This is a genomic window from Streptomyces sp. NPDC001270 (assembly GCF_042896695.1).
Lineage (GTDB): Bacteria > Actinomycetota > Actinomycetes > Streptomycetales > Streptomycetaceae > Streptomyces.
Window position 1 is genome coordinate 1 of record NZ_JBIAXM010000017.1, and the last position, 21,426, is coordinate 21,426.

The following is a 21,426-nucleotide window of genomic DNA, read 5'->3' on the forward strand; positions in this document are numbered from 1 at the left end:
TGACTGCCAGCACGGCCCGTTGTGCTTCCAAACTGCTCATGCCAGACCAACGAATCAGCGAGCGGAAAGCCACGAGTTAAAGATCTGCACGCCCTACGGCGAGCACGCCGAGGGCGACATGCCGCCGGTCGCGTGGCACGCGCGCGTACTGCGCGAGAAGGGCTTCTCCGAGGCCCGTCCGGTGTGGTGCTCGCCCTCGGACACGCTGCTCCTCGCGCTCAAGTAGCCCGGACGGTATCGGGGGCGGGGCGGGGGCCTACGGCTGTGCTTCAGGTGCGGGCCAGGACACCCCGGCCCGCACCCCGGGCGGTGCGGTGCGTCATGCCAGGCGGTGCCACGGGTCCGTCACCGTCCGCTGCGGGGCCGGCCGCGCCGCCGCGGACGAACGACGGCGCGGCACCGGCCGGCGGAGCGGCGCGGCACCGCCCGTCCCGCGAAGGCGGCGGGGCCGCCTTCGCGGGGGGAAGCGCTCCGAGGGCTCAGAGCACCTTCGACAGGAAGGACCTCGTGCGCTCGTGCTGGGGGTCGGTCAGGACCTCGCGCGGATGGCCGGACTCGACCACCACCCCGTCGTCCATGAACACCAGCGAGTCCCCGACCTCACGGGCGAAGCCCATCTCGTGCGTGACGACGATCATCGTCATGCCGTCCTCGGCGAGGTCCCGCATCACGTCGAGCACCTCACCGACCAGCTCCGGGTCGAGGGCCGAGGTCGGCTCGTCGAACAGCATCAGCTTGGGCTCCATCGCCAGGGCACGGGCGATGGCGACGCGCTGCTGCTGGCCGCCGGAGAGCTGGGCCGGGTAGTGACCGGTGCGGTCGCCGAGCCCCACCCGGTCCAGCAGCCGCTGCGCCCGCTCCCGGGCGACGGCCTTGGACTCCCGTTTGACCTGGATCGGCGCCTCCATGACGTTCTCCAGCGCCGTCATGTGCGGGAAGAGGTTGAAGCGCTGGAACACCATGCCGATGTTCCGCCGCTGCGCCGCGACCTCCCGCTCCTTCAGCTCGTAGAGCTTGTCGCCGTGCTGCCGGTAACCGACGAGGTCGCCGTCGACGTAGAGCCGTCCGGCACTGATCTTCTCCAGGTGGTTGATGCACCGCAGGAAGGTGGACTTGCCCGAGCCGGAGGGACCGATGATGCAGAACACCTCGCGCGGATTCACCTCCAGATCGATGCCCTTGAGGATGTGCGAGAGCCCGAAGGACTTGTGTACGCCCTCGGCCCTGACCATCGGTCCGCCGGCCGAGCCGCCGACGGTGCCGGGGTCCTTGCTGAGACTGCTCATCGGGCCACCTCCGGGCGGCGGAACGAACCGAACTGGCGGAGGTTCTTCCTGAGTCTTTGCAGCGGTGTCGGTGGCAGGCTGCGCGACGAACCGCGGGCGTAACGGCGTTCCACGTAGTACTGACCGATGCTGAACACCGTGGTGAGGATCAGGTACCAGATCGACGCCACGAAATACATCTCGACGACCGCGAGTGAGGTGCTGGAGATGTCCGTGGCCCGTTTGATCAGTTCATTGAACTGGACCGCGTAGGCGAGCGACGAGGTCTTCAGCATGTTGATGTACTCGTTGCCGGTCGGCGGCACGATCACCCGCATCGCCTGCGGGAGGACCACGCGCCGCAGCGTCTTGCCCTGGGTCATGCCCAGCGCGTGCGAGGCTTCCGTCTGGCCCAGGTCCACCGACTGGATGCCGGCCCGGACGATCTCCGACATGTACGCGGCCTCGTTCAGGCCGAGACCCAGCAGCGCGGTCAGGAACGGCGTCATGACCTGGTTCATCTCGTTCTTGTAGAACCCCAGGTTGAGGATGGGGAACACCAGCGAGATGTTGTACCAGAGCAGCAGCTGGACCAGGACCGGGGTGCCGCGGAAGAACCAGACGTAGAACCAGGCGACCGTGCTGGTCACCGGGTTCGACGACATCCGCATCACGGCGAGGACGACGCCCAGGACCAGGCCCAGCGCCATGGCGAGCACCGAGATGTACAGCGTGTGCCAGGCCCCGGAGAGGATCGTCCCGTCGGTCAGGTACTTCGGGATGATGCTGTAGTTGATCTTCGCGTTGGAGAAGGCCATGCCGATCAGCACCAGGACGGCGATGACCAGCACCCCGGCCACCCAACGGCCGTAGTGGCGTACCGGGATGGCCTTGATCTGCTCCGGTGGGACGGTGGACGACGGAATCTTGTCGGCGGTGTCAGACACGGTGGCTGCCCTTCAGTCCTTCAGTACTTCACTCCTCCAGTACTTCCGGACGCTCAGGAACCGCCGTTGATCTTCGCTTCGGTCACGGCGCCCGCCGTGACGTTCCACTTCTCCATGATCTTGCCGTATTCACCGTTCTTGATGATGGCGTCCAAGGCGGCCTGGAGGGCGTCGCGCAGTTGGGTCTTCTCCTTGCTGACGCCGATGCCGTACGGGCCGGCCTCGATCTGGTCGCCGATGACCTCGAAGTCCTTGCCGCCGCCGGAGGTCTTGGCGTTGTAGGCCGCGACCGGGAAGTCGTTGAGGTCCGCCACGGACGCGCCCTGCTTGAGGCGGAGCAGGGCCTCGGGGTCGGTGTCGAAGGTCTGGAGCGTGATCGCCTTCTTGCCGTCCTGCGTGCACTTCTTGGCCTGCGCCTTGGCGATGCCCTCGGACGTGGTGCCCTTCTGCAGGGCCACGACCTTGCCGCACAGGTCGTCCAGCGACTTGATGCCCTTCGGGTTGCCCTTCTGGACGAGGATCGAGGTGCCGGCGGTGAAGTAGTCGACGAAGTCGACGCCGTTGCCGACCTTCTGGCCGGTGTCCGAGTCGATGCCTTCCTGGCGGTCCTTCGTGTCGTTCATCGCGGACATGATCACGTTGAACCGGTTCGCCTGCAGGCCGACGACGAGGTTGTCGAACTTGCCGTTCTGGAACTCGAACTTCACGCCCAGCTGCTTGCCGAGGGCGTCCGCGATGTCCGGGTCTATGCCGACGGCCTTGCCGTCCTGCATGAACTCCACGGGCGGGTAGGCGATGTCCGAGCCCACCTTGATGACACCCGCGTCCCGGACGTCCTTGGGGAGCTTGGCGGCGAGCGGCGCCGAGGAGGAGCCGGTGGAGTCGCTGCCGCCCTTGTCGGTCTGGTCACCACAGCCGGCCAGCAGCAGCGTGCCTGCGACCGCGATCGCACTGGCCGCTGCTAGCCGGGAGTGCGCGGCGGTCGTGCGACGGGTGGGGCGAGCGGCCATGGATTCCTCCGGCTAGTGGATGATGATGCCGATGGGTCGACGAGAACACACACCTTTGGGTGTCGCGACCTCGTGGGTTACCGCATCTTGCCATTGGGGCTACGCCAATCAGGCGACCCGCCATGTCAAAATCGGATAACGGGTGACCCCCGAACCGTGCAGGTCGGTACACCGAACCGGACCGATTGCGGACATCCTTCGTGACTACCGGAACAACTCCGGAACATCTGCGGCGCATCTCACCATGTGGTCGATGCTTGCCCGGCGTCGGCCGTTGTGCGGCGGGCGGACCTCCGCAGGAGGGGATCCCCCTACGAGCGGAACCTCGCACGAGCGGATCCCCCTACGAGCGGATCCCCCTACGAACGGATCCCTGCTGCGGCTCGCGAGCCGGCGGGGCGGTGCCGTCGAGGGGCGACGTCGAGCGGTGCTGGTGGGTGGTGCTGGTGGGCGGTGGCGGCGGACGGCGCCGGCGGGTGCTGACGGCGGACGGCGCCGGCGGGTGGTGCCGGTGGGCGTCGTGTCCGGGCTTCGGTCGGTCTCTCCTGGTGGGCCCTTGCCGCGAAGAGTGACCTCGTACCCAGAGGTGATCTCCCACCCGGTGGACTCGTCTGGACTCGTCGTCGGCCCCGTCCGTCGGGTAAGAAGGTTCTTTACACCCCTCATCCGGGGCTCCGGGCGCGTGTGCGGCGCGCTCGTCGCGTACGACCCGTACGCACAGGTCAGCCGGGTCGTATGCGGTCCCGCCCACTCTTCACCAGGAGTGGCCCTCACCCTCACACCATGAACACTTAAGGGGTAAGACAAGTGGCAGCGGAGATCGTCAATCCTCGCAGCGACAGCAGGGCGGACCAGGACGGCGGGGCCGAGCCCCTCGATTCCTTCGACCCGGCCTTCGCACTTCACCGCGGCGGCAAGATGGCCGTGCAGGCCACCGTGCCGATCCGTGACAAGGACGACCTGTCCCTCGCCTACACGCCCGGTGTCGCGCGCGTGTGCACCGCGATCGCGGAACGGCCGGAGCTGGTCAACGACTACACGTGGAAGTCGTCCGTGGTGGCCGTCGTCACCGACGGCACGGCCGTCCTCGGACTCGGGGACATCGGTCCCCAGGCATCCCTTCCGGTCATGGAGGGGAAGGCGATCCTGTTCAAGCAGTTCGGCGGGGTCGACGCGGTGCCGATCGCGCTCGACTGCACGGACACCGACGAGATCGTGGAGACCGTGGTCCGCCTCGCGCCGTCCTTCGGCGGGGTGAACCTGGAGGACATCTCGGCGCCGCGCTGCTTCGAGATCGAGCGCAGGCTCCAGGAACGGCTGGACATCCCCGTCTTCCACGACGACCAGCACGGGACGGCCGTCGTCACGCTGGCCGCGCTGCGCAACGCGGCGCGGCTGAGCCGACGGGAGATCGGAAACCTGCGGGCGGTCATCTCGGGCGCCGGGGCGGCCGGTGTCGCCATCGCCAAGATGCTGGTTGAGGCCGGGATCGGGGACGTGGTGGTGACCGACCGCAGGGGCGTCGTGTCGGCCGACCGGGACGACCTGACGCCGGTCAAGCGGGAGCTGGCCGGGTTCACCAACAAGGCGGGCCGCACGGGCTCCCTGGAGGACGCGCTGGCCGGTGCGGACGTCTTCATCGGCGTCTCCGGCGGTACGGTCCCGGAAGCGGCGGTGGCCTCGATGGCGAAGGGTGCCTTCGTGTTCGCGATGGCCAACCCCGACCCCGAGGTGCACCCGGACGTCGCGCACAAGTACGCGGCGGTCGTCGCGACCGGCCGGTCCGACTTCCCGAACCAGATCAACAACGTGCTGGCGTTCCCCGGGATCTTCGCGGGCGCGCTGCAGGTGCGGGCCTCCCGGATCACCGAGGGGATGAAGCTCGCGGCGGCGGAGGCGCTGGCGGCGGTCGTCGGCGATGATCTCACCGCCGACTACGTCATCCCCTCGCCGTTCGACGAGCGGGTCGCCCCCGCGGTGACGGCGGCGGTGGCCGCGGCGGCCCGGGCGGAGGGCGTCGCCCGCCGCTGAGGTCGCGTGCCGCTGAGGGCGCGCGTCGCTGGGGTCGCACGGCTGCGTGAGCTGCGCGGCTGCGTGAGCCGTGCGCGACCGAGTGAGCGCGCGGCTGCGTGAGCGCGTCGGTGCGTGGGGCCGCGGCGGGGTGAGCACGTGGGTGCGCGAGCCCGGGGTGCCGGTCAGCGCGTGTCGGCGGGCGGATGTCGGTGGGCGAGTGTCGGTGGGCGCACGCCTCGGGGAGGGTGTCGGCGAGTGACGTGTCTCGCCGGCACCCGTGTTTCGCCGGCGCCCGTCCCCCTGCCGGCGCCCGTCCCCGCCGGCACTCGTGTCTCCGGCACTCGGCCGCCGGACGCGCGCCGCGGGTGATCGTGCGTCGGTGAGTGCACGCCGTCGGCCCTGTACCGGTGGGCGGGCGCCCGGGGCGGTGGCCGGTGAGCGGTTCGTGTCGGGACCGCGGTGGCTGACCCACGGAGCGCTCCGCCGGAAGTGCCGCGATGTGCCGTCGTTCGCCCGCGGCGCCGACGTGGCCGGTCGCGCAGTTCCCCGCGCCCCTTCAGGGCGCTGACTGCGCCCCTGGAACCGGCCCGGAAAGCTGCGGTCGACGGGGAACTACTGGTCGCGGGCCGGGGACCGCGCCGGGCGCGTGCCGGTGGATTCGCGTGGCCGGGCTCGTGGCGGTGTGCGCAGGACAGCACCCCGCCCGCGTCCGGCCCGGTCCCCGCGGGCAAGGAGCGGACCCCCGAGCCGTCCGGCACGCAAGAAGGCGTGTGTCACAGCGCTGCCTGGTTCCGTGCGTGCGGCGGGGAACCTATCGTCGAGCCCATGTTCGCTGTCTACGCCACCCGAATCGACCCCGACCAGCCGCTCTCCGGCCTTGAGTCGGGGGAGCGCCCGGCCCCCGGGGCCCGCCCCGGCTGGAGCACCGTCGACGTCAAGGCCGCCTCCCTCAACCATCACGACCTCTGGTCGCTTCGGGGCGTCGGCCTCCCGGAGGACCGGCTGCCGATGATCCTCGGCTGTGACGCCGCCGGGATCGACGAGGACGGCAACGAGGTCGTCCTGCACTCCGTCATCGGCCAGACCGGCCACGGCGTCGGCCCCAGGGAATCCCGGTCCATCCTCACCGAGCGCTACCAGGGCACCTTCGCGGAGCAGGTGGCCGTACCCACCTGGAACATCCTGCCGAAGCCCAAGGAGCTGTCCTTCGAGGAGGCCGCCTGTCTGCCCACGGCCTGGCTGACGGCGTACCGCATGCTGTTCACCAACGCCGGGGTCCGGCCCGGTGACTCGGTTCTCGTGCAGGGCGCGGGCGGCGGGGTCGCCACGGCCGCGATCGTGCTCGGCAAGGCGGCGGGGCTGCGGGTCTTCGCCACCAGCCGGGACGAGGCGAAGCGGAAGCGGGCCGTGGAACTGGGCGCCGTCGAGGCGCTGGAGTCGGGGGCGCGGCTGCCGCAGCGCGTGGACGCCGTGATCGAGACCGTCGGCGCCGCCACCTGGTCCCACTCGGTCAAGTCCCTGCGGCCCGGCGGCACGATCGTCATCTCCGGAGCCACCAGCGGCGACCGGCCCTCGCACGCCGAGCTGACCCGGATCTTCTTCCTGGAGCTGAAGATCGTCGGCTCGACCATGGGCACCAAGGACGAACTGGAGGATCTGCTCTCCTTCTGTGCCGCCACCGGTGTCCGCCCCGTCATCGACGAGGTGCTGCCGCTGGACCGTGCCCGCGAGGGATTCGAGCGGATGGAGTCGGGCAACCAGTTCGGGAAGATCGTGCTCACCAACGGCTGACCGCGGCCTCACCTCGGTACCGACGGCCGACCCGGCTCCCGGGTCGGCCGTCGGCGTTTGTCAACCATGGTTGACAGGCCGGGTCATGTCAACGTAAGTTGACATCATGACCGAAGCAACCAATCTCGCCGAGCGCGCGGGCGACCGCGACCCGCGGGTCGGGCTGCGGGCCGTCGTCGCCCTGCGCAGGCTGCTGGAGCAGCTGGAGGCCGTGCAGGTGCGCAACGCGCGCAATCAGGGCTGGTCGTGGCAGGAGATCGCCACCGAACTCGGGGTCAGCAGACAGGCCGTGCACAAGAAGTACGGGAGGCAGTGATGTTCGAACGGTTCACCCGGCATGCCCGCGACGTGGTCCAGGGCGCCGTGGAGCACGGCCGGCGCGAGGGGGCACGGACCATCGAGGCCGACCACCTGCTGCTCGCCCTGCTCGACCGTGAGGGGAGCCGGGGCTCCTTCGCCCTGGCCGCGCTGCTCGCCGACCGCAAGGAAGCCGTACGGAACGGGCTGGCCGAGGCCCGGCGGCGGGGCGGACTCACCCGGGCGGACGCCGACGCGCTGGCCGGGCTCGGAATCGACGTCTCCGAGATCGTCCACCGGGTCGAGGAGGCGCACGGCGCCGGAGCGATGTCCGGCGACCGCGCGGACCGGGGGCGGTGGTCGTCGGGCCATCCCCCGTTCAGCCGGGGTGCCAAGGACGTCCTGGAACGGGCGCTGCGCACCGCCGTGGGCCGCCGGGACCTCCCCCACGCTCGAATCCGCTTGCGCGGGGGGACCCTCGCCATCGGCGACGAGCACATCCTCATCGCGCTGACGGTCTGTCCCGGAGTGCCCGCCGAGATCCTCGCCGACCACGGGGTGACGTACGGGTCCCTGACCCGCGTGTTGTACGGCGACGGGGAGGCCAAGGCGGGCTGACGGACCCCGTCGCTTCCCGGGAGCGGCCCTCCGGCCCCGGCCCCGGCCCCGGCGCCGGCGCGGCCGGCGCGGCCGGGGCGCCGGGGCGGTCAGGGCACTGTGGTGTGTCGTGCGGTCAGGGGCAGAGGGCGCGTGGTGCGGTCAGGGGCGGGGGTGGCGGAGGATCACCCCGATGTGGGCCGCCGCCGTCGACAGATGGCGGCGGGTGTCCCGCAACTGGTCGGCGGTGACGCCGTGGTCGCGGGCCGCGTCCCGGATGTCGTCGCGGAAGCGGTCGAGCAGGCGGTCCAGATCACGGGCCGGGTCGCCGCTGGAGTCCTCCTCGGCCCACGCCGGGACGTAGTCGGCCGGGAAGTCCTCCGGGGTCTGTTCGTACTCCGGGGTGGGCGCGGGCCGGCGGGGTCCGGTCTTCGGTCCCGCGTCCGCGCGCGCTCCCGTGTCCGTGCCGGACCGGCCGAAACCGAAGTCCTTGCCGAACTCCTTCCCGAAGTCCTTCCCGAACTCGCCGAACTCCTTGGCGAGTTCGCTCAGTCCCTCACGCATCCCCGTGGGCCAGTCGCCCCGCCCGAAGTGGTCCTGCACCCGCTCCTGGACCCGCCGGGCGATCCGCTGCATCTCCTCCTGGGCCTGCATCCGCGCGCGGGCCTGGGCCTCCTGGGCCTGACGCCGTGCCCGCTGGGCCTCCTCGCGGGCCCGGCGGCTCTCGTCCTTGGCCCGCCTGGCCTGCTCCTTCCATTCCTGCTTGGCGCGGCGCATCTCCTCCTTGGCGGCGCGCCAGGACTCCTTGTCGCCCAGGTCGCCGTACTCCCCGAAGGGGGGCTGGTCGGCGGCTCGGGGGCCGGTGCCGGTGCCGCGCCGGGCCTCGGAGGCGGCGGCCCGCATCTCGCGCCGCAGGTCACCCGCCGCGCCGCGCACGTCCGCCCGGATCTCGGCGGCGAGTTCCGCGACCGACTCGCGGATCTCCAGCTCCAGATCGGCCAGTTCCCCGCTGCGGTCGGCCAGTTCGGCACGGCCCGCGTCCGTGATGGCGTACACCTTCCGGCCGCCCTCGGTGGTGTGGGTGACCAGGCCCTCGGCCTCCAGCTTGGCCAGCCGGGGGTAGACGGTGCCCGCCGACGGTGCGTACAGCCCCTGGAAGCGCTCCTCCAGGAGGCGGATCACCTCGTAGCCATGGCGCGGGGCCTCGTCGAGCAGCTTGAGGAGGTAGAGGCGGAGGCGGCCGTGGGCGAAGACGGGAGGCATGTCAGAGCACCTTCTTGTCGGTCGTGCCGTCGGCCGGGGCGCTCGTCGCGTCGGCTGCCGGGCCGGAAGCGGAATTGTCCCCCGACGTGTGCCGGGACGCGGCCGGATCCGGCCCGCCGTCGTCCCGGGTGATGTCCTCGTCCTCCTTCGGCGGGCGGCGCAGCAGGGCGATCGAGCCGGAGACCGTGGTGGCACGGAGCTTGCCGGTGCCCGCGCCGAGCCGGCCGGTGATCTTGTGGGCGCCCCACTGGCCGTGCACCCGCAGGTCGTCGAAGGCGTTGGAGATCGAGCCGCTGGCCGTGTTCGCCTCCACCTCCGCGTCCGCCGGGTGCGGCAGCCGGATGGCGATCTCGCCGGAGACGCTGGTCAGCCGGACATCGGTGGGACCGTCCGGATCGAGGTCGACGATCATCGATCCGCTGACCGAGTCGGCGTGCACGGAGGAGCCCGCGCCCTCGACGACGGTCAGGTCGCCCGAGACGGAGTTGAAGCGCAGGTCGCCCGTGACGGCCTGGGCGTCGAGGCTGCCGGACACCGTGTCCGCCCGGACCGGGCCGGAGAGGGCGACGAGTGTCGTGTCACCGGTGACGCCCTTGACCACCGAGGTGCCGCTGATGCCCGAGACCACGGCGCCGGCGCCGACCACGCCCACCTCCACGCGGGTCCGCGCGGGGACGGCGAGGGAGACGACCGCGCTGCGCCGCCAGCCCTTGCGGTCCAGCCATGTGAGGAAGCCCTTCCAGGGCAGGTCCTCGTACGCCACCGTGAGGCTGCCGTTCTCCTGGGTGACCACCAGGGGCGGGCCCTCGATCTGTGAGACCTGCAGCCGGGCGGAACCCTCGTCCGTGCCCACGACGTTGACTGTTCCGTGGACGACGCGCACGTGCAGTTCGCGCACGGGGTCGTCGAAGACGAGCTGCGTGGGCTCTGCGACGGACCACTCGGACATGGTGCTGACCTCCTCGACGGCGGACGCGACGCGCCATATCGCGTCTTCCCTCAAACACGATATATCGTGGCCGCGCAAAGTCAAGACACTCGTTCGCCGGGCCGCCGCGCGGGTCGTCGGGGCGCGCTCGCGCTCGGCTTGCGCCGCCGGCCCGGTGAGGACGGAACGGTGCGCGCCGGACCGGGGGAGCGAGATGGCGTGAGGCGGCGTGAGGTGGTGCGGGTGGTCCCGGCGGCCGGGGCCGACGCGGTGGAGGGCCGGCGCGGTGGAGGGCGACCGCCTCGGGCCCGGACCCGCGCCCGCACGCCGGACGTGGCCACGGCGGGCGGGAGGGGGTCGGTCATCGCGCGGCGCGTACGGGGCGTACGGCGGCGCGGCACCGGCGGGCGCGCGGGGAGTGCGGGGAGGCGGGGGAGTGCGGGGTACGGGGGTGCAGGGCGGCGCCGGGAGGTGGGGTCGGGTGTACGAACTGGGCGGCCGTGCGACGCGGCGGGCGCGGCTGCCGCCATCGGTGCCGCGCGCGCCGCAGAGGCCCGAGTGCGGACCGCCGGAGACCTACTGGTCCGCTCTGCTCATTCCGTTCATCCTGCTCGTCTCATTCGTCCTGCTCGTTCCACCCGTCCCGACCGGCCTATTCGTCGTCCTCGTCGTCCAGTCGTGCCAGCCAGGTGGCCAGGCGCTCCACGGGCACCTCGAAGTCGGGGTTCAGGTCGACGAAGGTCCGCAACTGCTCGGCGAGCCACTCGAAGGTGATCTGCTCCTCGCCGCGCCGCTTGTCCAGTTCCTCGATGCCGCGGTCGGTGAAGTACATGGTGGGTCTCCTGCGTGGTCACGTGTGCGTGCTGGCTCCCCACCAGCCTAGGCCGCCGAGCAGAGGGCAGGGCGCGCACGTCAGGGACGCCGGGTGAGGCCGGAAAGCCCCCATGGCACGCGGTACGTCGCGCCCGAGGGGTTGGGGTTTCGAGTGAGGGGAAGGAGTCTTTCCCCGTGTGGACTCGGGGGAACGGGGGAAACAGCATGGCTCGGGAAGTGACGCGGGTAGCGCGCATCGAACTGCCGGACGGTACGCCGGTCTGGGCCCGGATATCGGGGGCCGAGGAACTGGCCGCGCCGTCGGGCGAGTTGTCGTACACGGACACCGGGTTCGCGGAACGGGTGGAGGCGGGTGTGGAGAGCCTGCACTCGCTGGTGACCGGTGTCGCGCGGTCGCTGGCCGGTCCGCTGCGCGCGGTGCGGCCGGACGAGGTGAGCGTCCAGTTCGGCATCGAACTGACCGCGAAGGCCGGCAAGGTCGTGGGGCTGCTGGCGGACGGCGAGGCGAAGGCCGCCGTCACGGTGACCCTGACGTGGACCGGCGACGGCCCGCCGGACCCCACGACGGAGCACAGCCGTGACCCGGCACCGCCGAGCGGCACTCCCCGGGCCCCGACGGCCGGTGACCCGGCCCCGGGCGATCCCGGAAGCGGCGGCTCCGCCCCGCCGGATGCCGCGCGTGGCGCCTCGGCGCCGCGGGCCTCCGCGGCCGGCGGCCCGGTCCCGCAGGATCCGCCGCCCCCCGCCTTTCCCGCACCCGCCCCCGTCAATCGCCCCGACCCGGGTGCGTTCACCGGCGGCCTGTTGCACGGGGGCGCTCGTGGGCCGGTCGGTGGGGGCGGGGTATGAGCGGGCGGCACGACTGGGGCGCATCGGGCGGGTCCCATGCCGCCCACCATGCGCTGCGTGAACTCGTCATCGCGGCCACCGTGCGCATTCATCGCACGTCTGTCGGGTATGACTTCGACGAACCCGACACCTTCCTCGGCAGCGGTTTCTTCATCGCCCCGAACTGGGTTCTCACCTGCGCGCACGTGGTACACGGCCAGGAGGGAGGCGAAGTGGCGGTGGTGTACGAGAGCGGGCCGGGGGAGGGTCCCTCCGCCGTACCCGGGCGGGTGGCGGCCACCCTGCCCGACCACGTCGAGCACCGTGGCCGCGGCGGCTGGCCCGCCCCGGACCTCGCGCTGGTCCGGCTGCGCGAACCCGTCGGCCACGACTGCGTGTACGGCTCCGAGCGGCCCACCGCCCAGTACGGCGAGGGCCGGGTGTTCTACGCGGGCTGGACCGTGACCGGAGGCCGGCTGGAGATCCTGGACGGGTTCCTCTCCGTGCAGGGGACCATCGGGGGCTGGTCGTCGGGGGTGCAGATGAGACTGGGGCAGAACGACCTGCCGAACGGTGTCTCCGGCGGCCCCGTGATCGATCCCGTGCGCGGCGAGGTCATCGGCGTCCTCAAGTCCCGTGCCGACAACGGGTCGGGCGGCACCTCCACTGGCATCGAACGCCTGCGGACGTTGCAGGTCCCGCCGGGCGCCGTGCGCACCGAGCACGACGACGTCTACCACGCCGTGTTCCACGCCCACGACCGCTACCACCGCGACCGCCAGCAGCCCAGCGAGTCCCGCCGACCCACCTGGGCCGACGTCCAGGGCGAACTCGGCGCCCGGCCCGGCCGCGCGCTCGACCCGGACCGCCGCGGGGAACTGCTCGGCCGGCTCGCCGAACTGCCGCCCCCCGACACCACCCGGGCCCTGCTGGACCTCCTCGACTCCCTGCCGAACTTCCAGGCCCCGTCGCTGAGCCCCGCCCCGCGCGGCTGGCGCGACGGCCTGGGCCTGCTCTACGAGAGCGCCGACGGCGACGGCGCGCTGAAGCTCGTCCTCGACTACGCGATGCTCGTCATGGCCGCCGAACGCTCCGCCACGCCCAGCAACCTGACCGCCGAACAGGCCCTGTGGGACTGGGTGAAGCAGACATCGACGGCGCTCGACCCCGGCTATCGCAGCCGCCTCGCCCGGCAGCGCGCCCAGCATCTGGGGCAGCGCCGGGTCCGCGGGCCCGACGACTCCTGCGGGGTGTCCGAGGGCAGGGAACCCAGCTGGCCGGCGGGACCGGCGCGGGACGCCGGGGCCGGGCCGACCGTGCTGCTCGAGGTGCTGCCGCGGGGCTGGGAGCCCGATCGCTGCGACTGGTCGATCTCCGTGGCCCGCGCCGACGGTGAGGTCACGCGGCTCCACGAGGCAGAGCGGACGCCCCTGGACGACCTGCCGTCGTACGTCCTCGGCCCGCTCGCGGAGGCGTTCCGGCGCTGCGACGAGCCCGGACGGCCCGTGGCGCTGCACGCGGCCCTGCCGCACCGGCTGCTCGGACTGGCCGTGGACGAATGGGAGCCCAGGCCGGGCGGCCCTCCGCTGGGCGCGCAGCGGCCGGTCGTCCTGCGCTGCTCGGACCGCGAGCAGGTGCCCGGCGACGAGTCGGCGTGGCCGCCGGGTCCGTACCGGGGCGCGGACCCGGCGGGTCCGCCGGGGGAGCCCGCCGAGGACGGGGACGAGGAGCGCCTCGACCGCTGGAACCGGCTGCACGCGCGCGACGCGCTGGCCGAGGTGCTCGACTGCGACGACGGGGTGCGCGAGCCGGTACCGGCCGTGGTGGAGCTGCGCGGCCTGGCGCCCCGCACCGTCCCGGTGCTGTGCCGGTTCGGCGACCGGCGCTACGACGACGACTCGGCCGCGCTCGGCCGGATCGTGCGCGCCGGGTTCGGGGTGGTCCTCTGGCGCCGCTGGCGCAGTCAACCCGACGCCGTGTGCGGGGAGTTCCACCGGGGCGCCAAGAAGGCGGTCGACGACGGGGACGGCGCGGCCCGGCTGCCCGACCTGGTGCACGGACTGCGCATGAAGGTGCGCGAGGGGCTCACGGAAGCTTTCTGGGCGGACGGGATCGCGCTGCTGTACGACGATCCGCGTCAGCCGCTGCCCGGGACCGGCGATCTGCTGGAGGCGCCCTGATGCGCCGCCCGTGCGTCGGTCTCCCCACCCCGCCCGGCCCCTTACCAGGCTCGCGGCGGATCGATACGGTGATGCTCGTTCGACGGATCGTGACGCACACGTGAGGGCTGGTGGGCCGAGTGACGGCGAGGACCGGATCATGACCGAATCCAGTGAGTGGCTCATCTACCGAGGCGCCGGGGAACCCCACGACGGAATGGACCGGCTGCCTCCGCCGCCGCCCTGGCGGGACTTCTCCGGCCGGGACGCGGCGGAGGACGGCGGCGACGGCTCCCGGGACCGCAGGCTGGGCACGCACCGGCACCTGGCCGAACTCCACCGGCCCGGCGCCGAGGAGCTGGAGATGATCAACGCGGCGCTCTATCTGCGCCGCCCCCTGCTCGTCACCGGCAGCCCCGGCGCGGGCAAGAGCACCCTCGCGCACTCCGTGGCGTACGAGCTGGGACTGGGCCACGTCCTGCGCTGGTCCATCGTCAGCCGGTCCGCGCTCCAGGACGGGCTCTACCACTACGACGCCATCGCCCGGCTCCAGGACGTCCAGATCGCCGCGCAGGGCGGGTACGGCGCCGCGGCCGGCAGCCCGGGGGCCGTCGAGGCCATCGGCAGCTACATCCGCCTCGGGCCGCTCGGCACCGCCCTGCTGCCCTCGGACACCCCGCGCGTGCTGCTCATCGACGAACTCGACAAGAGCGACATCGACCTGCCCAACGACCTGCTGAACGTGCTGGAGGAGGGCGAGTTCGAGATACCCGAACTGCAACGCATCGCCGACCGGCTGCCGGACGGCGAGGCCGAGGTGCTCACCGCGGACGGCACGAAGGTCCGGGTCCGCGACGGGCGGGTGCGCTGCCGCGCCTTCCCGTTCGTGGTCCTCACCAGCAACGGGGAACGGGACTTCCCGGCCCCGCTGATGCGCCGCTGCATCCACCTGGAGCTGGACCGGCCCGACCACAACCGGCTCGCCACCTTCGTCCGGGCCCATCTCGGCGACGAGGCGGCCCGCGCGGGCGACGACCTGATCGGCCACTTCCTGGACCGCTCGCGCAGCGAACTCCTCGCCGCCGACCAACTGCTGAACGCCATCTACCTCACCGACGCGGCCGCGCCGCCCAGCCGCGACCGCCTCGCCGACCAGCTCATCCAGCGACTCGACCGTCCGAGGTGAGGCGGCGATGTCCGACGCTGCGGCGCGACCCGGTCCGGGGCCGGTGAGCGGCCAGGACGGCGACCCCGTCGCCGAACTGGTCCGCCGGCTGCGGGAGATCGGCCTCGACCCGGACGCCGAGAGCCTGAGCGACGCCCTCTGGCTGGCCCGCTGGTCACGTTCCGCTGACTCCGAGGACGCCGGGGACCCGGCCGCCGGTTCCGGCGCAGGGGCCCCGGGCACGGCCGGCGGCGTCCCGTCGGACCGTCGTGTCCCCGTACCGGACGCGGACCGCTGCCCGCGGCGGCCTGAACCGCAGCCGGCCTCCGCCGGACCCGGCCGGCACGTCTCCCTGTACCCGTTGCCGCAGGACGGCGTCCGCCGCACCCGCGGATCCGCCCGCGTGACGGCACTGCCGGTCGGCGTGCCCGCCGCGCACGTGCTGCCCGCGCCACTCGAACTCCAGCGGGCCCTGCGGCCGTTGCAGGGCTACCGCAGCGCGGCGCCACCGCTGCGCACCCAGCTGGACGAGACGGCGACCGCCGAACTGAGCGCCCGGGCCGGCGGACTGGTTCTGCCCGTCCACCGCGCCGTGACCCGCGGCGACGCCCGGCTGCAACTGGTCCTCGACGCCTCGCCCTCCATGCGGGTCTGGGACCGGATGTTCGTCGAGCTCCAGCAGGTCTTCGGACAACTGGGCGCGTTCGGGGACATCCAGATCAGCCATCTGCACGCGGACCCGGACGGCGCACCCGCCGTCAGCCGCAGTCCCGACGTGCACGCGGCCCCGCTGCACACCGCCGACCGGCTGAGCGACCCCACGGGACGCCGTATCACCCTGCTGGTCAGCGACTGCGCGGGACCGCTGTGGCACAGCGGGCACGCGCACCGGCTCCTGCACCACCTGGCCCGGCAGGGCCCGGCCGCGGTGCTGCAACCGCTGCCGCAGCGCCTGTGGAACCGCACCCGGCTGCCCGTCAGCTACGGCGACCTGATCCGCGGTGAGACCCTGGTCGGTGCCGGTGCGCTGCGGGTGCGCACCCCGGCAGGCGCGCCGCTCGGCGGGCCGCGCGGCGCCCTCCCGGTGCCGGTCCTGCCGCCGGAACCGGTGGCGCTCGGCGCCTGGGCGCGGCTGCTGTCCGGGGCGGGCGCCGGTCCGGTGGCGGGCGCCGTGGGCTGGGTGCGCGCGGACCAGCCGCCCGTGCCGCAGGCCCGCCCGGGCCGTCGTCCGACGTCGGTCGAGCGGGTCAGCAGGTTCCGCTCCGCCGCCTCCCCGGCCGCCGGCCGCCTCGCCGTCTATCTCGCCGCCGCACCGCTGTGCCTGCCGGTGATGCAGCTCGTGCAGCGGACGATGCTGCCCGACTCGGGGCCCTCCGAACTCGCCGAGGTCCTGCTCGGCGGCCTGGTCACCCGGGCCGCGGAGGACCACGGCGCGGACGGCGTGCAGTGGTACGAGATGCCGCCCGACGTCCTGGAGGCACTGCTGTCCACGCTCGGCCGGGACGAGGCCGTCCTGGTCCTCAAGCACTGCTCCGCCTACATCGAGCAGCGCTTCGGCAAGGGCGGGCCCAACTTCCCCGCCCTGGCGCTCGCCCAGCTCGGCGGCGAGCCAGGACCGGGCACCGGGCGGGCCTACGCACCCGGCGCCGGATACCCCCGCGACAACGGTGACAACGGCGACAACGGCGACGCCACGCTGGTCCCGCAGCCGTTCGCGGAGGTCGCGGCCCGGGTCCTGGAACGCTTCATGCCACTGCCCGACCAGTTCCGCATGTACGGCGGCACGGACGGGCGTGCCGCCACCGCGGAACCGCCCACGCACCCGGCGGTCTCCCGCGCCCGCTCGCTGCTCGCCCGGTTCGACGACGAGGGCATGGTGCAGGACCTGATCGACGCCGTACAACTGCTGCGCGGCGCCGCCGAGCACGAGCTGCCGCCCGGTGCCGACGCCGAGTTGTGGGCGGAGTACGCGCGCTGCGCCCTGCGGCTGTGGGAGGTGCAGGGCGGCGCGGAACTGCTGCGCGAGGCCGAGGCCGCCGCGGAGCGGGCCGTCGCCCACCCGCACGCCCTGCACGAACGCGCGGCGCTGGCCCGGGTGCTGCACGCCGCGGCCACCGACCGCAGGCGCCGCGGCGACCGGCCCGGCGCCCTCGACCTGCTGCGCCGCGCCGACCGGGAGTACGCGGTCGCCTGCGCGGCACCCGGCCTGGACCCGCTGGAGGCGCTGCGGCTCACCCTGGAGCGGGTCGGCGCGCTGGACGCGCAGTGGCGCCTCGGCGGGGACAGCGCGCTGCTCCACGGCGCCGTCGGCATGCTGGAGGCGTTCGCCGACGCCTGGCCGGACCACCGCGACCGCCCGGCGACGCTGCCGCTCGCGCACGGCCGGATCCTGCTGCGCCTGTCCGGCGCCACGACCGATCCGGAACAGGCCCGCGGCTACGCCGGGCAGGCGGCGCGCTCGCTGCGGGACGCGCTGGAGGCCCAGGCGGCCGGGCCGCCGTTCCGGGATCGGGTGCGGGTCGTCCTCGACCTCGTCGACGCCCTGCTGCGTTCGGACGGCGACCTGGACGAGGCACAGGACCGCGTCGAGGAGGCGCTGGCACTGGCGCAGAAGCGTACCCAGCGGGCGGCCCTGCACATCCGCGTCGGACGGATCGGGGCCGCCCGCTACGCCGAGTCGGGCGACCCGCGCCAGCTCCAGGACGCCGCCGCCGCCTTCGCGACCGCCGCCGCGGACATGCCGAGGGACGCGGCCGGCCACTCCGACCTCCTCGCCGAGTGGGGTGAGACGCTGCTGCGCCGGGCCGAGTCGGAGAGCGGCGCACGCTCCTGGGACCCGCTGTCCCAGGCGGTGCGGGTGCTGCGGGACTGCCGGTCCGAGACCCCGGCGGGCAGTGAGCACATGGCGTTCCGGCTGCTGCTGCTGGGCCGGGCGCTGATCCTCAGGTACCGGCTGCGCGGCGACCGGGTCGACCTGCGGGAGGCGGAGTACCTCTTCGGGCTCGCCGCGGCCGACGCGGACGAGCCGCTGCTGGCCGCGCGCTGCCGCCTGGAGCTGGGGCAGGCCCAGTACGAGGCGTACCGCGGCCTGGACCGCCCCACCCGGCTGGACGGCGCGGTGGACGCCTTCCGGCTGGCCGCGGAGTCCGCCCACGAGGCCGAGGAGACGGCCCGGACGGACCGCCGCCGCCGAGAGGCGGTGGAACTGAGTGCGCAGGCACACCACTGGCGGGGTATGTCCTATGAAGCGGCTGCCCGTCCACGGGCGGCCCGCGAGGCGTATCGCGCGGCGCGCGGCGAGTGGTCCAGGCTTCCCGACGGCAGTCTCGGCGTCGGCGGACCGACGGCGCGGGACACGGCGGAGCGGCTGGCGGAACTGGAATGAGGGGATCGAGGGGATGACGGAGCGGAACGGGGCCCCGGCCGGGGTCGACGAGGCACTGCCGGACCTGCTGGACCTGGATCTGGAGGCGCTGAGGACGATCGAGCACCCGGTGCTGCGCGAGGTGCTGGACGGGTTGCGGGAGCGGGCGGAGCGGCCGAGCGAGATGCTGTGGGGCTTCAACCGGTCCTTGTGAGCTGAAGAACGAGCGGAAAGAGACAACTTCGGACGTGCCGGGTTTCTCTCGGTACCCGGACCGGGAATGCGGGCCACAACCAGTGGACGGCATGGGGGTGCGGGGTGTCTGGACCGACAGCTCCCGTTCCGGCGTCCGCGTCTCCTCCGCACTTCCGGCAGTTCATCGTGAAGGTGCACGGGCGCTGCAACCTCGCCTGCCGTTACTGCTACCTCTACGAAGGCCCCGACCACACCTGGCGCACCCGCCCGGCCGCCGCCTCGCCCGAGGTCCTCACCCGCACCGCCCAGCGCATCGCCGAGCACGCCCGCGCCCACGGCCTGACGAGCGTCTCCCTCGTCCTGCACGGCGGCGAACCCCTGCTCGCGGGCGCGGACACGCTCGCCCGCTTCACCGACGACGTGCGCGCCCGCGTCCCCGCCGGCTGCGCGGTCCAGGCGGCCGTCCAGACCAACGGCACGCTCCTGACGGAGCGGCGCGTCGCGGTGCTGGACCGGCACGGCATCCGGATCGGCATCAGCCTCGACGGCGGTCTGCCCGCGCACAACGCGCGTCGACTCGACCACGCCGGACGCCCGTCCTGGCCCGCCGCGGTCCGCGGGGCCCGGCTGGTGGCCGAGCGCTTCCCGCGGTCGTACGCCGGCATCCTCACCGTCGTCGATCCCACCCTCGACCCGGTGGAGACGTACGAGTCCCTGCTCGAACTCGGCCCGCCCGCACTGGACCTGCTGCTGCCCGACGGCAACTGGTCGGCGCCGCCGCCGCGATGGGAGGGCGCTCGCCACGGCATGTGGCTGTGCGCCGTGTTCGACCGCTGGTGGACGGCCGGGCGCCGGGAGACCCGGGTGCGGCTTTTTGAGGAGTGCCTCGCGCTGCTGCTGGGCCTGCCCGCGGCCACCGAGTCCCTGGGCCTCGCCCCGTTCGACGCGCTCGTGGTGGAGACCGACGGGACGATCGAGCAGGTCGACTCCCTCAAGTCGGCCTACGAAGGTGCCTCCCGCACCGGCCTGGACGTCTTCCGGCACGCCTTCGACGAGGCCCTCGGCCACCCCGGGGTGGCCGCCCGGCAGGCGGGCGCGGCGTCCCTGGCGGAGCAGTGCCGGGCCTGCCCGCTGCTCAAGGTCTGCGGCGGCGGCCACTACGCCCACCGGTACCGGGCCGGACACGGCTTCAGGAACCCCTCCGTGTACTGCGCGGACCTGAAGATCTTCATCCGACACGTGGCCGGACGACTGGCGCGGGACACCGGGGTCGCCCGTGCGGTCCCGGTCTCTTCCGAGGGGGTCACCCCGTGATACTTCCGGAGGTCCCGGACCGGGCCCTCACCGAACTCGGCCGCACCGAGGGCGGCGCCGACACCCTCGCGCTCCTCGTCCGCGACCAGGACACGCGGCGCATGATCCTGCTGCGCGCGGTGCTCGACGCGGCGGAGACGGCCGCACCGGAGGTGTGCTCCGACGCCCGGCGGACCCGGCTGCGGCAGGACTGGGCGCTCCTCGCCGAGGCGGACCGCACGGACCGGGCGCACGGCCGACCCTCGTCGGCACGGGCGCGGCTCGTGCACCCGCTGACGGGACCGTGGGCCGCGCGCTGCCGGCACGGGCTGCGGAGGAGCCTCACGACGGACCCGGCGCGGCACGAACTCGCCCGCGATCTGTCCCACTTCAGCACGTTGGCCGCGGTGGCCGCCGCGCGCGCCGGGATTCCCTTCAGCACCCGGCTGACCCCCCGTGACGGCCTGCTCGCCCTGCCGTCCCTGGGCGCCCTGCGCACGGACCCGGACGAGACGGCGGTCGAAGCCGTCCACGACAACGGTGTCCTGACCCTGCGCCGGTCCGGTGCCCGGGACGTGGTCGTGCATCTGGAGCGCGACACCGGAGCCTGGTCCGCCGCCTCCGCCTGGACGTCGGCCTACGCGCTGCCCGGCCTGCTCCCCGGCGCCCAGCCCATGCCCCTGGAGGACCTCGACCCCTACCGCGTACCGTCGTCCGGGCCCGGTCGGCACGCGCTGGGTGCGGCACCCGACGACACCGAGCGCAAGCGCTGGTTGCAGGCGTGGTCCGCGGTGGCCTCCGTCCTGGGGACCGGCGGCGAACACCGGCTCACGGAGACGCTCGCGCTGCTGCGCTGCCTGGTTCCGCTTGAGTCGCCGCCGGGCGCGGAGGGCCGCGGCAGTTCGAGTGCGACCCGGCACGAGGCGTTCGGCGCGCTGCTGAGCAGTGTGCCGGCCACACCGGTGGCCTTCGCCGCGACCCTCGTGCACGAGTTGCAGCACTGCAAGCTGGCGGCGCTGTCGGAGATGGTGACCTTGCACCAGGCCGACGCCACCGCACGCTACTTCGCGCCGTGGCGGCCGGATCCGCGACCGTACGACGGACTGCTCCAGGGCGCGTACGCGCATCTGGGGCTCGCCGACTTCTTCCAGCGCCGTGCGCTGACGCAGGACCGGGACCGGCAGCGCAGCACGTCCGCGTGGATCCAGCACGCCCGCTACCGGGCCCAGGTCGGGGCGGCGCTGCCCGCCCTCGTCGGCTCGCCCCATCTCACGGTGCGGGGCCGGGCGTTCGTCGACGAGATGGTCGTCGCCCACGAGCGGATGGCCGACCACCCCGCGCCCAGGGGACACACGGCGCGCGCTCAGGCGTATGTGAAGGCGGCGCGCGCCCTGTGGATTCAACGCCACCCGCTCGCGACGCCCACGAATCGCTGAATCGCCGTCGTCGCCCCGTTTACTGCGCAAAGATCGTCGAG

At 73.2% G+C, this 21,426-nt stretch carries 17 protein-coding genes and 1 pseudogene; 12 read left to right on the forward strand and 6 right to left on the reverse strand.

What is annotated here, in order from left to right:
• Positions 1 to 226: pseudogene (locus tag ACFY2B_RS26875) on the forward strand (hypothetical protein); the annotation flags it as partial.
• 253 nt (positions 227 to 479) lie between these two features.
• Here the strand turns inward: ACFY2B_RS26875 and ACFY2B_RS26880 are convergent.
• The 3 genes from ACFY2B_RS26880 to ACFY2B_RS26890 are packed head-to-tail and all read right to left on the reverse strand — an operon-like array spanning position 480 to position 3,222.
• Positions 480 to 1,232 carry an amino acid ABC transporter ATP-binding protein gene (locus ACFY2B_RS26880; RefSeq protein WP_390765777.1) on the reverse strand — a complete coding sequence of 251 codons (753 nt, stop codon included), beginning with the start codon at positions 1,230 to 1,232 and terminating at the stop codon, positions 480 to 482.
• 50 nt (positions 1,233 to 1,282) lie between these two features.
• Positions 1,283 to 2,212 (reverse strand): amino acid ABC transporter permease, encoded by a 930-nt coding sequence (locus tag ACFY2B_RS26885; RefSeq protein ID WP_390765637.1) that lies wholly within the window; start codon positions 2,210 to 2,212, stop codon positions 1,283 to 1,285.
• Positions 2,213 to 2,265: 53 nt separating this feature from the next.
• The gene (locus ACFY2B_RS26890) at positions 2,266 to 3,222 is read right to left on the reverse strand and encodes an ABC transporter substrate-binding protein (RefSeq protein WP_390765638.1); all 957 of its coding nucleotides are present in this window, start codon (positions 3,220 to 3,222) and stop codon (positions 2,266 to 2,268) included.
• 807 nt (positions 3,223 to 4,029) lie between these two features.
• Between ACFY2B_RS26890 and ACFY2B_RS26895 the strand changes: the two genes are divergently transcribed.
• The 4 genes from ACFY2B_RS26895 (at position 4,030) to ACFY2B_RS26910 (ending at position 7,941) form a co-directional block, all read left to right on the forward strand.
• Positions 4,030 to 5,253 carry an NADP-dependent malic enzyme gene (locus tag ACFY2B_RS26895; protein WP_390765639.1) on the forward strand — a complete coding sequence of 408 codons (1,224 nt, stop codon included), beginning with the start codon at positions 4,030 to 4,032 and terminating at the stop codon, positions 5,251 to 5,253.
• Between the two features lie 807 nt (positions 5,254 to 6,060).
• Positions 6,061 to 7,026 (forward strand): zinc-binding dehydrogenase, encoded by a 966-nt coding sequence (locus tag ACFY2B_RS26900; RefSeq protein ID WP_390765640.1) that lies wholly within the window; start codon positions 6,061 to 6,063, stop codon positions 7,024 to 7,026.
• A 106-nt stretch (positions 7,027 to 7,132) separates the two neighbouring features.
• Positions 7,133 to 7,342 (forward strand): HTH domain-containing protein, encoded by a 210-nt coding sequence (locus tag ACFY2B_RS26905; RefSeq protein ID WP_376538460.1) that lies wholly within the window; start codon positions 7,133 to 7,135, stop codon positions 7,340 to 7,342.
• Positions 7,342 to 7,941, forward strand: a complete 600-nt coding sequence (locus tag ACFY2B_RS26910) for a Clp protease N-terminal domain-containing protein (protein ID WP_390765641.1) — start codon at positions 7,342 to 7,344, stop codon at positions 7,939 to 7,941. The genes ACFY2B_RS26905 and ACFY2B_RS26910 overlap by 1 nt, the downstream gene beginning before the upstream one ends.
• Positions 7,942 to 8,082: 141 nt before the next feature.
• Here the strand turns inward: ACFY2B_RS26910 and ACFY2B_RS26915 are convergent, their stop codons facing one another.
• The 3 genes from ACFY2B_RS26915 to ACFY2B_RS26925 all read right to left on the reverse strand — a co-directional run bounded on the left by ACFY2B_RS26915 (position 8,083) and on the right by ACFY2B_RS26925 (position 10,943).
• Positions 8,083 to 9,183 (reverse strand): helix-turn-helix transcriptional regulator, encoded by a 1,101-nt coding sequence (locus tag ACFY2B_RS26915; protein ID WP_390765642.1) that lies wholly within the window; start codon positions 9,181 to 9,183, stop codon positions 8,083 to 8,085.
• A gap of 1 nt (position 9,184) precedes the next feature.
• Positions 9,185 to 10,132, reverse strand: a complete 948-nt coding sequence (locus ACFY2B_RS26920) for a DUF4097 domain-containing protein (protein WP_390765643.1) — start codon at positions 10,130 to 10,132, stop codon at positions 9,185 to 9,187.
• 631 nt (positions 10,133 to 10,763) lie between these two features.
• Positions 10,764 to 10,943, reverse strand: coding sequence for a DUF6104 family protein (locus ACFY2B_RS26925; RefSeq protein WP_376538452.1), 180 nt, complete (start codon positions 10,941 to 10,943; stop codon positions 10,764 to 10,766).
• Between the two features lie 206 nt (positions 10,944 to 11,149).
• On the opposite strand from ACFY2B_RS26925, the gene ACFY2B_RS26930 reads away from it, so the two are divergent.
• The 7 genes from ACFY2B_RS26930 (at position 11,150) to ACFY2B_RS26960 (ending at position 21,385) form a co-directional block, all read left to right on the forward strand.
• Entirely contained in the window at positions 11,150 to 11,794 is a 645-nt protein-coding gene (locus ACFY2B_RS26930; protein WP_390765644.1) for a CU044_2847 family protein, read from the forward strand.
• Positions 11,791 to 13,953, forward strand: a complete 2,163-nt coding sequence (locus ACFY2B_RS26935) for a trypsin-like peptidase domain-containing protein (protein WP_390765645.1) — start codon at positions 11,791 to 11,793, stop codon at positions 13,951 to 13,953. The genes ACFY2B_RS26930 and ACFY2B_RS26935 overlap by 4 nt, the downstream gene beginning before the upstream one ends.
• Before the next feature lie 139 nt (positions 13,954 to 14,092).
• The gene (locus ACFY2B_RS26940; RefSeq protein ID WP_376538446.1) at positions 14,093 to 15,118 is read left to right on the forward strand and encodes an AAA family ATPase; all 1,026 of its coding nucleotides are present in this window, start codon (positions 14,093 to 14,095) and stop codon (positions 15,116 to 15,118) included.
• A 7-nt stretch (positions 15,119 to 15,125) separates the two neighbouring features.
• The gene (locus tag ACFY2B_RS26945; protein WP_390765646.1) at positions 15,126 to 18,482 is read left to right on the forward strand and encodes an SAV_2336 N-terminal domain-related protein; all 3,357 of its coding nucleotides are present in this window, start codon (positions 15,126 to 15,128) and stop codon (positions 18,480 to 18,482) included.
• Positions 18,483 to 18,495: 13 nt separating this feature from the next.
• Positions 18,496 to 18,675: an FxSxx-COOH cyclophane-containing RiPP peptide gene (fxsA, locus tag ACFY2B_RS26950; protein WP_390765647.1), complete on the forward strand. Its 180-nt coding sequence runs from the start codon at positions 18,496 to 18,498 to the stop codon at positions 18,673 to 18,675.
• A gap of 104 nt (positions 18,676 to 18,779) precedes the next feature.
• Positions 18,780 to 19,970, forward strand: coding sequence for an FxsB family cyclophane-forming radical SAM/SPASM peptide maturase (locus ACFY2B_RS26955; RefSeq protein WP_390765648.1), 1,191 nt, complete (start codon positions 18,780 to 18,782; stop codon positions 19,968 to 19,970).
• Positions 19,970 to 21,385 carry an aKG-HExxH-type peptide beta-hydroxylase gene (locus tag ACFY2B_RS26960; RefSeq protein WP_390765778.1) on the forward strand — a complete coding sequence of 472 codons (1,416 nt, stop codon included), beginning with the start codon at positions 19,970 to 19,972 and terminating at the stop codon, positions 21,383 to 21,385. The genes ACFY2B_RS26955 and ACFY2B_RS26960 overlap by 1 nt, the downstream gene beginning before the upstream one ends.
• The last annotated feature ends 41 nt before the right edge of the window (positions 21,386 to 21,426 follow it).